The sequence below is a fragment of the Myxococcus sp. CA033 genome (genome assembly GCF_013336625.1).
In the GTDB taxonomy this organism is placed as follows: domain Bacteria; phylum Myxococcota; class Myxococcia; order Myxococcales; family Myxococcaceae; genus Myxococcus; species Myxococcus llanfairpwllgwyngyllgogerychwyrndrobwllllantysiliogogogochensis.
In genome coordinates this window covers 185,409-198,415 of record NZ_JABUMU010000012.1, presented here as the reverse complement: position 1 = coordinate 198,415, position 13,007 = coordinate 185,409, and the positions used below count along the sequence as shown (strand labels likewise).

Annotated in this window: 3 protein-coding genes; all 3 read right to left on the bottom strand. The window is 70.5% G+C overall.

The features are described from left to right. Window positions 1-25 precede the first annotated feature (25 nt). Window positions 26-7,240: a DnaJ domain-containing protein gene (locus tag HUA78_RS26260; protein ID WP_174477398.1), complete on the bottom strand. Its 7,215-nt coding sequence runs from the start codon at window positions 7,238-7,240 to the stop codon at window positions 26-28. A 15-nt stretch (window positions 7,241-7,255) separates the two neighbouring features. Beyond that, window positions 7,256-9,649, bottom strand: a complete 2,394-nt coding sequence (gene priA / locus HUA78_RS26255; RefSeq protein WP_174462901.1) for a primosomal protein N' — start codon at window positions 9,647-9,649, stop codon at window positions 7,256-7,258. A 213-nt stretch (window positions 9,650-9,862) separates the two neighbouring features. Beyond that, window positions 9,863-12,919: a sensor histidine kinase gene (locus HUA78_RS26250; protein WP_174477397.1), complete on the bottom strand. Its 3,057-nt coding sequence runs from the start codon at window positions 12,917-12,919 to the stop codon at window positions 9,863-9,865. Window positions 12,920-13,007 lie beyond the last annotated feature (88 nt).

The window sequence follows — 13,007 nt, the reverse complement described above, 5'->3', positions numbered from 1 at the left end:
CGGCGCACGGGACGTCCACCCCCTGTCAGTCGAGCAGGCTGCGTGCGTACTCGGAGCGCAGTCGGTCATCCCCCAGGGCCTGGGCGGCTTCGGACAACACACCCCGAATCTGCTGCGCGCGGTGCTGGAGCGCCGGGTCCGGATGCCCCGCGAAACGCAGCGGGTGGAACTCGGCGGCGAGCAGCTCGTAGGCCCGCTTGACCTCCTCGCTACCCGCCGTGCGTGCCAGCCCCAGCACGGTGAAGTAGTCCGCGTCCTGAATCTCCTCGAACTTCGCTTCCAGCCGACGGACGTCCAGCTCGGGCGGTAGCTCTCCGGAGTCATCCGCGTCCGCGGGCCGCAGGATGATGAGCCCCAGCGTCCTCGCCACCGAGAGCGCCTTCAAGGCCGAGTCCTGCGGCACACCCGCCCCCAACAACAGCGCCTCCACCGTGTGCTCACCATCCACCTGGGACAGCAGCTGCAAGTCCTTGGGAGGCAGGCCGAAGTCGTCGGGCGCGAGGTGCAGGTCACCTCGGGCGACTCGGGCGCGGAGTCCGCCAGCGGACGCCAGCAGGGACTCGGCGGTCAGCGTGTTGCGCAGGGCCTCCGCCAGCAGGAACAGCGGCGGGCGCGTGGCGGCGGCGAGCGCCACCTCGTGCGGCGCCGGCTCCTGCACCAACCGGTACAGCGTGGAGGGCTCGGCCAGGGCATCCAGGAAGACCTGCTCCGTGTAGCGCTGCACCAGAGGCACGGACTCGGACTCGCGCAGATAGCCTCGGCCTCGGAGCGCGTCGAGCAGCGCGCCGGTGGTGGCGCTGCGCACCAACCGCAGCTCGCCCTCCTGCCGCGCGTCGATGAGGCCGTCCGCGCGGGCACGGTCGATGAGCGACTCACCCGACGCGGACGAGACGGCCCCCACGAGCGAGCCATCCCGGAGCCACAACACGCGCAGCGCGTTCATCACCTTCAGCTCCAGGCGCACCTCCATGCGCGCCTCGCAGAGGCGGAGCACCAGTCGGGACAGGCCCTCCTGGGTGACACTGCCGCTGCGGGATACCGCGAGTTCGGGGCGCCCCGGTGGGGCCTCCAGGGGGAGCAGGGCCGCACGGGCATGCGCGGCGGCCTCCTCGGCCTCGCGGTGGCCTCGTTCCTCCAACTCCAGGCGCTCGCGCTCGGACCGGGCTCGCTCCTCCGCGGAGTCCGCTTCCAATCGAGCCTTCTCCGCGTGCAGTGCCTCCAAGGACTGGCGCGCTTCCTCACGCTCCGTCCGCACCTGGGACAGGTCCGCTTCCGTTTGCTCCAGGCGAGATTGGAGCTGGGCGAGTTGCTCAGCGAGGCGGGCGGACAGCGACTTGGCTTCGGTTCGCGCCTGGGTCTGTTCCTCGATGCGGGTCTCGATGGCCTCGCGCTGGCGCGCTTCGGCGTCCAGACGTACTTCCAGCGCGGTGCGGTGACGGCCCTCGGTCTTGGCGCGCGCTTCCGCATCGGTCAGCGCCTGTGCGGCCTTCTGGGCGCGAAGCTCGGCCTCCGCCCGAACCTCGGCTTCGGCCGCGGCGCGGGACTCCGCCTCCGCGCGCTGCCTCGCCTCCGACTCCGCTCGCGTCTCCGCGACGACGCGCTGCTTCGCATCGGACTCCGCTCGCGCCTCGGCTTCGGCGCGCAGGCGTGCTTCCGTCTCCGCGCGGGCCTCGGCTTCGGCTCGCTGCTTCGCTTCGGACTCCGCTCGGGCCTCGGCTTCGGCTCGCAGCCGTGCTTCTGACTCCGCTCGAGCCTCGGACTCCGCTCGCTGTCGGGCCTCGGACTCCGCCCGCGCCTCGGCGTCCTCGCGCTGCTTCGCCTCGGACTCCGCTCGCATCTCGAGCTCCGTGCGCTGCCTGGCTTCGGCCTCCGCATGGGCCTCGGCGGCCTCGCCCTGCTTCGCCTCGGCTTCGGCTCGGGCCTCGGCCTCCTCACGCTGCTTCGCTTCGGACTCCGCCCGCGCTTCGGCTTCCTCGCGCCGCTTCACTTCGGACTCGGCACGCGCCTCGGCTTCCTTGCGCTGCTTCGCTTCGGACTCGGCACGCGCCTCGGCGTCCTTGCGCTGCTTCGCCTCGGACTCCGCTCGCGCCTCTGCTTCCTCGCGCTGCTTCGCCTCGGACTCTGCTCGTCCCTCGGCTTCCGCTCGGTTCTGGGCTTCAATCTCCGCGCGTGCCTCGGCCTCCGCGCGGTGCTTGGCCTCGGATTTCGCTCGGGCTTCCGCCTCGGCTCGGGCCTGGACCTCTTGTTCGAGACGCTCCCTCGCCTCGGTCGAAGCCTGGGACTCCAGCTCCGCGAGCGCGAGGACCTCCGCCTTCGTCCGGGACTCCAGTTCCTCGCGAGCACGGGTCTCGGACTCCGCTCTCACCTCGGCTTCGTTCCGCGCCCTGGAATCCAGCTCCGCCTGGGCCTCCGCCTCCGCGCGCGCACGCGATTCCATCTTCGCGCGCGTCTCCGCTTCGATTCGCTCCGCGTCCGCCGTCGCCGCGCGGGCCTCTGCCTCCGCTCGCGCCAGGGCCTCTGCTCCCGCCCGGGCCTCCGCTTCGACCAGGGCCACCTCCGCGGACTTCACGCGCGCTTCCAGGCTCCGACGTGACTGCGCCTCCGTCTCGGCACGCGACTCGGACTCGACCCGTCCCGCCGCCTCGGATTCGAGCCGAATCTCGATTTCCTTCAGCGCCTGCGCCGCCGCCGCCTCTCGCGTCTCCGTCTCCTGAAGCCTCGCCTCCAACTCCACGAGACGCGACTGGACATCGGCTCGTGCCAGGGATTCCTGGTCGGCACGCTCCTGCGCATCGTCCCTCGCGAGGAGCGCCTCCTTCGCCCTGGCCTCCACTCGCGCGAGGTCTTCCACCCTCAACCGCGTGAGCTCTCGGGCTTCCGTCGCCGCGGCATCCAGCAGGCCCCGCAGCTCGATGAAGTCCTGCTCGCGCGTCTCGATGCGCGCCAAGGCCGCCTTCGCGGCGGCGTCCACCGTCGCACGCGCCTGGGCCTCGGCTTCCGCTCGAGCCTCCGCCGCGTCCAGACGCTCCTGGAGGTCCGCGAGCTCCGTGCGGAGGGACTCCACCTCGGAGCCACTCCGAACGTCCTGCTCGGACTCTCGCCGCCGCGACAGCTCCAGCTCCGCTTCGAGCTCTCGCCGCTGGCTCTCTTCTCGAGCCTGGGCCGTCGCGAACTCCGACTCCCGCGCACGAGCCTCGTCGAGCTGCTGCTCCACTTCCGCACGCAGCGTGGCCTCTCGCGCGTGCTCCTCTTCCAATTCGGCGAGACGCGCCTGAAACGACTGGAACAGCTCTCCGTTCCGGTCGCGCACGGCCTCGGCTTCCACGCGCAGGGCCGCTTCGCGATCCAGGACACCTCGCAGGGACTCGCTGAGCTCGCGCGACTCCTCGATTCGACGCTCGGCGTCCTGACGAAACGCGAGCTCCTGCTCCAGCGAGGCCCTCAGTGAGCGGACGCGCTCATGCGCTTCCTCCAGTTGCTTCTCGAACTCCTCCGGCCGGGCGTTCGACTCGGGAAGGGACGTGTCCTCCACGGCGCCTTCAGGCTCCGTGTCCGCCCTGTGTACCGACTCCGATTCGGTGGACGCGGGCCAGTACTCAGCCCCCGGCGCCGTCGTGTGCTGGCTTGCCTGGCCAGACACGTCCGAGGCGGTGTCTGCCGTGTTCGAGTCGAACCACACAGAGCCAGGGGACGAGTCGACTGGCGCGGCGCCCTCCGGCTCGGAGTCGAACCATCCCGCCGAGGCGTCCGACGCCGTCGCCGTGACACCGTCGGCCGCGAGGACAGCCGCATCCGTGGCGTGATGACTCGCATCGAGCGACGCGACGCCTTCGACTTCCGTGGGGAGCGAATCGGAGACAGTGCCCGTCGGAGACTGCACGTCACCTGTTTCAGAATCGAACCAGCCCCCGGCCACATCCGCGCTGGAAGGCTCCGATCCGGGCTCCGCTCCGGACCAGTCCGTCGACTCGTTTGCTCCGGCAGCCTCGGGCTCCGCTCCGGACCAGTCCGTCGACTCGTTTGCTCTGGCTGCCTCGGCTCCGGGCTCCGCTCCGGACCAGTCCGTCGAGTCGTTCGCGCCAGAGGCCTCGACTCCGGGCTCTGCTCCGGACCAGTCCGTCGCCTCGTTTGCGCCAGACGCCTCGGCTCCGGGCTCCGCGCCAGACCAGTCCGTCGCTTCGTTCGCTCTGGCGGCCTCTGGCTCCGCGCCAGACCAGTCCGTCGCCTCGTTCGCTCCGGCGGCCTCTGGCTCCGCGCCAGACCAGTCCGTCGCCTCGTTCGCTCCGGCGGCCTCGGCTCCTGGCTCCGCGCCAGACCCGTCCGCCGATTCATCGGTGGCCTCGGCCCGTGATTGCCCTTCGGGCTCGCTCGCCGATGCGTCCACCGAAGCTGCGTCAGTGGGAGCACTCGCTACCGCCGCAGCCTCCGCACCAGCCGGCTCCGAGTCAAACCAGTCCGCGCCAACACTTGCGGCCGGGGGCTCAACGGGAGCACCTGTCGGGTCATCCTGTCGAACCTTGGCCTGAAGCTCCGCCTCCAATACGTCCCACGGCGAGGCGGGCAGGCTCTCCTCTTCCGCTCCGTCGGTCGGCGCGGATTCGATTTCGGTCGACGCCTCCGCGACTGGCTCTCCCTTCGGCGCCTGAGACACATCGTCGACTTCGGCGAAATCCTTCGCGGAGTTCTCGACCTCGGGGTCCGGTGGCAACTCCGTCCACGGTGAGGCCTCGAGCGGCACGGACGGCCGTGCTCCCACATCGCGCATGGCGGCCAGCTCTGCTTCGGCCGCGGAGAGCGCATCTCCCTGCGAGGACGCTGGAGTGTCGACGTCGAAGAACCCCTCGTCCCCGAGCCGAGGCGCCACCGCCACCGGCCGTGACGCCGGCGCGGAAACGGCCTCCTCTGTCCAGGCGAGTCTCCCCAGTGGCGGAGAGGCTTCGACCTCACCTCCCGCATCCGGCTGTGCAGCCGTCCAGTCCGTCAGTGCCCCAGCTTCTGGAGTACTCACGCCATACAGGACCGTGGGAGGACCACTCACTCCACCCGGGCTCCCGTCACCCGTCACCGCGCTTGCGAAGCCCTCGGAGAACGCATCATCCAAGCTCCCGGGGGTCGCGACATTTCCCTGCCCGGACTGCCCGCCCCACCCTTCGAGTCCCAGCGATGATGCGCCTTCGCTCGCCGGAGCAATGTCCGCGCTCGGAGCAGTCGACGCTTCGTCGGTCCCGTACGCCGCGTCCATCGCCGCTTCATCCAGCGCATCCGTCGCGGCACCATCCAGGTCCTGCCCGCCGGCCGCGGCCAACGCGTCCGGGCCCAGCGTGCCCTCCGCGAAACCCGCGCCTCCGTGCTCGTAGGCACTCGCCGTCGAGCCATCCGCGCCGTAGGACTCCGAGGCCCCGGCTGGCTCGGTGGAGTCGTATCCCGTCAGCGAGTCTCCGCCATACGCACCCGCCTCATATCCCTCCTCGCTGTAGGGCTCCGAGCTTGTTCCATGCGCCGGGGAGTCATAGCCAGTCGCCGTGCCCGCCTCGTACGCGCCGGGGGCATGAACCTCCGAGGAGGCACCACCAGGGTCGTAACCCTCGGGGGAAGCACCACCGTATGCACCGGAGTCATGCCCCTCGGGGGAGGCAGCCCCGAGGTCATATCCCTCGGGGGTAGCACCACCGTACGCACGAGGGTCGTAGCCCTCGGGAGAAGCACCACCGTATGCACCGGAGTCATACCCCTCGGGGGAGGCAGCCTCGGGGTCATATCCCTCGGGGGTAGCACCACCGTACGCACCTGCGTCATGACCCTCGGGAGAGACAGCCCCCGGGTCATATCCCTCAGGGGAGGCACCACCGTACGCACCTGCGTCATGACCATCAGGTGAGGCACCACCGTATGTGCTGGGGTCATGACCCTCAGGGGAGGCCTCTCCTTCGTACGCACCGAGGTCATGACCCTCGGGAGAGGCACCACCTCCGTACGCCCCTGCGTCATACCCCTCGGGAGAAGCACCACCGGACGCACCGAGGTCATGACCCTCGGGAGAGACACCACCTCCATACGCTCCTGCGTCATAACCCTCGGGAGAAGCACCACCGTACGCACCGAGGTCATGCCCCTCGGGAGAGGACTCACCTTCGTATGCACCGAGGTCATGACCCTCGGGAGAGGCACCACCTCCGTACGCTCCTGCGTCATACCCCTCGGGAGAAGCACCACCGGACGCACCAGGGTCATAGCCCTCGGGAGCGGCACCACCACCGTTCACACCGGGGTCATAACCCTCGGGAGAGGCACCACCGTACGCACCGGGGTCATGACCCTCGGGAGCGGCACCGCCACCGTACGCCCCTGCGTCATGCCCCTCGGGAGAAGCACCACCGTAGCCCTCGGCGGAAGCCCCGCCATCAGCGCCAGGCGCATACGCATCAGCGGCAACACCTGCGTCGGCGCTCGCCACGGCCCCGGCGCCCGCGTCATCCCCTTCCGCCCGGAACATCTCGCCCGCGGACAGCGCGCCCTCATCAAAAGCCTCGCCCTCGCCGCCCGCCACGGCCGCACCCCAGTCCTCGCCTCCTCGCGCGGATTGGATGGACGCCATCGCCGCGGCCTCCACCTCCTGGTGCGCCTGCTCCAGCGTCGCCTGCACGTCGAGCGGCGAGCGATGCTCACGCTCCTCGGCGCGCGCCGTCCGCTCCTCGCGCGTCATCGCCGCCAGCTCCCAGTCCGTCTGGTGCAGCGGCGCCAGGTCTCCGAACAACGCATTCGCCAGCGTGGGGTCCCCAGCCACCGACCCTGGCCCCGTCGCGTGCCACGCCTCCGAGCCCTCCCCGCCTCCCACCCCATCCCCTCGGACTCCCGGCAGGCTCCGGTTCTCCAGCACATGCCACGCGTCCGCCTCCGACGGCGCGCGGATGAGCGTGTCCACCTGCGCCACGAAGCTCGTTCCATCCAGGGGCAGCGGCGCCACCGGCGCACTGAACCCCTCGATGGCCTCGCCCAGGAGCAACACCCGGGCGCCCTTCCCATCCGGATGCTGGAGCAATTCCTCCAACACCAGCCGACCCCGGCCACTCTCCACGCCAGGGGCCAGCACGATGAGCGCCGGCAGGTGATGCCCGTAGGCAATGAGCGCATCCGCGGCGGACGTGGCGAGGATGACCTCGTGCCCGTCACGGGTGAGCAGACGCCGCACTGCGGCGATGGTGGCGATGTCGTCGTGGACGAGGAGGACCGGTGCGCCCATGGGGGGGCACCGAGTCTACAGCATGGCCCCCGGATCCACGTCGATCACGACCTTCACCGCCGAAGGAACGTCAACCAGGGCCGCCTCCACCCTGGCGAGCAGCGGGGCAAGCGCCACATGCGTCGGCCCCTTCAGGAGCAACTGCCAGCGCGTCTTGCCCCGGATTTTGGCGATGGGCGCCAGGGCCGGCCCCAGAAGCCGCACCCCCACCGACGCCGGAGGCATGTTCTTGGTGACGAGGTTCCCCAGGTGCCGGGCCACGCTGGCCGTCTGCTCCGGGTGCTCCCCCTCCAACCGGATGGACGCCATGCGCGCGAAGGGCGGATACGCCAGCGCCTTGCGCCACTCCAGCTCCTGCTGGGCAAACCCATCGAAGTCATGGGCCAGCACCCGCTTCACCGGCTCCGCGTCCGGGTTGTACGTCTGCACCAGCACCCGACCCGGGTCCTTGCCCCGCCCCGCCCGCCCCGACACCTGGGTCAACAGGTGGAAGGTCCGCTCGGAGGCTCGAAAGTCGGGAATCGCCAGGGACGTATCCGCCATGACGACACACACCAGCGTCACGCCCGGGAAGTCGTGCCCCTTGGCCACCATCTGCGTGCCCACCAGCACGTCCAGCTCCCGCCGGGCGAACGACGCCAGCATCTCCGTCAGCCGCTCCGCGCTCGTCGCCGAGTCCCTGTCCAACCGCGCCACCCGCGCCGTGGGCATGCGCTCCAGCACCTCCGCCTCTACCCGCTCGGTGCCGATGCCCAGCTTCAGCATGGGGCCCGTACACTCCAGGCACCGCTCCGGCACCGGCATCGCCAGCCCGCAGTAGTGGCACACCACCCGGTTCTGGGAGCGGTGATGCGTGAGGCACACGTCGCACGCACTGCACTTGAGCGACAGCCCACACACCTCGCACAGGAGCACCGTGCTGTGCCCCCGGCGGTTCAGGAAGAGGATGACCTGCTGCCCTCGCCCCAGCGTCTCCTCCATCGCCGCCAGCAGCGGCGGACTCAGGATGGGCGCCTCCTCCGTCACCATGCCCTCGCGGGGCCGCTCCTGACGCAGGTCCACCAGTTCGATGGTGGGCATGGGCCGGTCATCCACGCGGCGCTTGAGCTCCAGGAGCCGGTAGCGCCCGCGCTTCACGTTCTCCAGCGTCTCCAGCGCCGGCGTGGCCGAGCCCAGCACCACCACCGCCCCGGCCTGCTTGCCGCGCACCACCGCCAGGTCGCGCGCCTGGTAGCGAAGGCTGTCGTCCTGCTTGAAGGACGGGTCATGCTCCTCGTCCACGACGATGAGCCCCAGGTTCTCCACCGGGGCGAACACCGCCGAGCGCACGCCGACGGCAATCTTCACGTCGCCCCGGCGCAGCGCCTGCCAGTGGAACAGCCGCTCCCGGTCCTTCAGCGCCGAGTGCAGCACCGCCACCTCCGCGCCGAAGCGGCTGCGGAAGCGCCCCACCAACTGCGGCGTCAGCGCGATTTCCGGCACGAGGATGAGGCTGCCCTTGCCCAGGGACAGCGCATGCTCCGCCGCGCGCAGGTACACCTCCGTCTTCCCGCTGCCCGTGACGCCGTGGAGAAGGAACGGCTGGAACACCCCTGTGTCCAGGGCCCCACGCAGCTCGACACCCGCCGCGTCCTGCTCCAGCGTGAGGCGGTCCGGCCGGCCCTGAATCAGGCCCTCCTTCACCCCCGCCTCCAGCTTCTTCTCGTCGATGCGAGCCAGCCCCTTCTTGGCCAGGCTCTTCAAGAGTTCTCGTGCGCCCGGGATGGCGTGGCTCACCTCCTCCAGCGGAGCACTGCCCCCCACGGCCAGCAGATACGCGAGCACCGCGGACTGCGCATGCGCGCGAGCGAGCGCCGGCGGCACCTCGCTCACGAGCGCCACCGCGAACTGCTGCACGTCCGGCTTCGCTTCCTTCTCGTCCAGGGGCTTCGACAGCCCGGGAGGAAGGGCGCCGCGGATGACCTCGCCCAGCGGATAGCGGTAGTGCTCGGCCGCGAAGCGCAACAGCGCGATGAGGTCCTTCGGCAACGAGGGCGAGTCCTCCAGCACGCGCTGGATGGGCTTGAGCCGGACCTTCTCCCCCAGGGGCTTGTTCGCGGGCCCCAGGTAGAAGCCCAGCGCGGTGCCTCGGCCGAAGGGCACCAGCACGCGCTGCCCGGGCGCGAGCTGGCCCGTGAGCGCCTCCGGCACGGAGTACGTGAATTCACCCCGGACGGGGCGAGCAACGGCGACGGACGCCAGGACGGGAGGACTCTCGCTCACTGCGGGCGGCACTGTAGCGGCCTGTTCCGGTTGGGACAGTTCCCGGCGACGCCTCGCACCCGAGGTACGCACCGCCATGGAACCCGTGGTGGAGGGTGCCTCCGCCGCGCTCTCCGTCGGCTCTTCCCACAAGGGTCGCTGCTCCATGGCACTCCCTTCAACCACCGCCCCTGCCCCGTCCGTCCTGCTACCGGGAACCACAGTGCCAGGGCTGTCTGACATGGCCCGGCCCCCAGGTCCACGGCTCCGCGCGTGGGGCTCGCGAGGCCACGGCGCCACTCCCTGGGGAGGCCTGCTCGCACGCCACCCGCCCGGGCGTGCGAAGGACGAACGCAAAGCACCGCTTCCGAACGAAGTCCGTCAGCGACGGCCCGACCACGGGCGCAACAGGCGACGCCAGCCCTCCAGCGGGTGGCGCAGGTAGGCACGGTCCGCGCGCACCGCGACGACGATTTCCGTACCGGCGCCTTCGCGGCTGACGATCTCCAGCCGACCGCCCACCTTCGCGGCCCGCTCTCTCATGCCGCGCAAGCCCCAGTGGCCCGCCCGGCCACCCTGGTCCAGGGTGGCGGAGTCGATGCCACTGCCGTCATCGCGCACGCACAGCCGCAACTCCGGGGGCTCGAACAGCAGGCTGACCTCCACCTCGCGCGCGCGGGAATGCACGAAGGCGTTGCCAATGGCCTCGCGGCCGATGCGGTAGAGTTCATCGGCGACCAGCGGTTCCAGCGTGCGCGCGGCGCCCTTGACCACCATGCGCAGCTGGGGCCCTTCCCGTTCGTCGAAGTCACGCATCAACGACGCGAAAGCCGCGGCCAGGTCGTCCTGACCCTGACGGGTGTCGCGCAACGCGCTGACCCTGTCGCGTCCCTCCGTCAGCATGTCGTCCGCCCGGTCCAACGCGCTCTGGAGCCCAAGGCGCATCTCTCCCGCCGGCAACCGCGAGGTCACCACGTGGACGTTGAGCACGAGCGCCTGGATGCCCTGCAACAGCGTGTCGTGCAGCTCCCGGGCGATGCGCTCGCGCTCCGCGTGCCGTTCCTCCAGTCGCATCCGCAGCCGCCGCGTCACCTGCCACAGCCGCAAGGCATACAGGAGCCACAGGGCCACCAGGGCGCCCAGGACACACAGCGCGATGAACGCACCCGTCTGGAAGAAGGTCGGCTCGATTTCGAAGGCGAGCGTGGCGCCCTGCTCGTTCCAGACGCCGTCCTCGTTGGCGGCCATCACCTGGAAGCGATACGGGCCGGGGCCCAGGTTCGTATAGGTGGCCTCCCGTCGTTGGCCCGCGTCCTTCCAGCCGTCATCCACGCCGTGGAGCCGATAGCGGAACACCACGCGCTCCGGCATCCCCAACGCCAGCGCGCTGTAGGCGATGCGCAGCTCCCGCGTGCGCGGCGGCAGATGGAGCGTGAGCGCCGACGCGTACGTCGAATCGCCTGTCGCCACCGAGCGAATCACGACGGGAGGCGCCACGGAGTTGCGCTGGATGTGGCTCGGGTCAATCCAGCCCAATCCGTTGGCGGCGGCGAACCAGAGCCTGCCGTCTCCACCCTCCACCAGGGTGGGCAGTGGACGGACCTGCTGCGCGCCGCCCGGCATGCCGTCGTTCATGTCGAAGAGTTCGACGGGCATCGGATACGCCGAGTCCTTCAGCGCCCGCCGCAGGTCTTCCGCCGCGATGCGCACGCCGCCCGCATGGCCGTTGAGCCACAGCGTGCCGTCCTTCGTCTCCAGCAAGCCGGTGATGCCCGTCAGCGCCTCCGGCCGGGTCGCCTGCAACGGCCGGAACCGCTCACCGTCGAACGCGGCCAGCCCCAACGCGCCGCCCACCAGCGTGGTCTCCCCCGGGAGGATGGCGGTCACCGTGCCCGTGCGCAGGCCGTGCGCTTCCGTGAACGTGCGGACCCGCGGGCCCTCCATGATGGCGAGCTGGTTGGCGCTGTAGCCGAACCAGACACGCCCCTGGCCATCGAGCACCGCGCGAGCAGGCGGCAGGTCGGGGAGCGCCGCGATGCCGCCTTTCGGAGTCCACGTGTCGCCATCCAGCCGGTACACCGTCGAGGCACGGAACGACACCCACAGCTTCCCCGCCGCGTCGCGCACGATGGCCTGGATGCGCTGCTCCTGCTCCTTCTCGGGGCGGGACAGGGACTCGATGCGGCCCGGGTTGAAGCGCCAGAAGCCCTCGGAGCCGCCCAGGAGGAGGCTGCCGTCCGTGTCCAGCGCGGTCGCGGTGATTTCACCTTCGATGCCGGGAACCAGGACCGGCTCGGCGTCCAGCCGCCACCACTTGTCCAGGGTCTTCAGGCGCGTCGCGCTGCCCGTCCACATCCCGCCGTCGCGGTCGGCGATGAGCGCGAAGTAGTTGACGTGGGTGGGGAAGCGGACAGCCGTCACATCGTTCCGGCGGAAGCGGTCCAGCCCCAACTGGGAACCCACCCAGATGTTGCCCTCGCGGTCCTCGAGCAGCGTCATCGCCGCGTCGGACGAGAGCCCGTCTCTCGCGCCGAAGACATCGCCCGTCACCACCCGGCGCTGGAACGGTTTGCCAACCGCGGAGGGCTTCGCGTCGCGACAGATGCCGGCATTGACGCAGCCACACAGCCACATGGCGCCGTCCCGGTCGAACAGCGTGTCCTGGGAGGTCGCCCCCTGGAAGGGACTGACGGGAGCGGAGCCCGAGGGCTCGGGCAGACCCAGGCCGCGCAGGGGACTGAACCCCTGGTCGTCGGCCTTCCAGAAGGTGCCGTCATGAACCAGCCACATTCCCCACAGGGTGGGCCCAGGCGTCTCCACCCGCTCGAAGCGGCGAGCCCCCGGACGAAGCACGTACGTGCCACCGTCGCCCGTCACCCACAGTCCGCCGCTCCGGTCCCGCGTGAGCGCGTTCCAATAAATCCGGGCCAGCCCCCAGCCGAGGTCCCCGGGTGACCACGCGCCCTGCTCGAAGACGTAGAGCCCCTGAGGGGTGATGGCCCACGGACGCCCGTCCCCATCCTCCTCGAAGGACTCCACGGGCGAGCCCTGGGGCAAGCCCCCCGGGAAGAACTGGAGAATTTCCCCGGACGCCTTGCGGACACTGGCGCCGCCGAAGGAATACGCGACCCAGAGGTCCCCGTTCGTGGTGGCTTGCAACACGCTGATGGAGCGCGACGCGGTGCTGTCCGGGGGCAACAAGTCGTGACGTTCGAACCGGACACCGTCGAAGCGGTACAGGCCCGACGCCGTCCCCAGCCACAGCCAGCCGTCGACCGTCTGGGCCATGGCCCAGATTCCGGAGGGGGCTCCATCCTTCTGCGTCCACGCGGTGTGGTGGAAATCCCGGAGCGTCGTCATCCGGGCAGGAGGCTCGGCGGACGCGATTCCGGGTCCGCCCAGCACGAGCGCGAGCAGGAGGCCGTACATCAATCCCATCCGACTTCTACTTCCGCCCAAGCACCGGATGGCCCGTCCTCGCCCTTGCCACGTTCGAACGCACATCTCACGGGCCACCATAGAACGA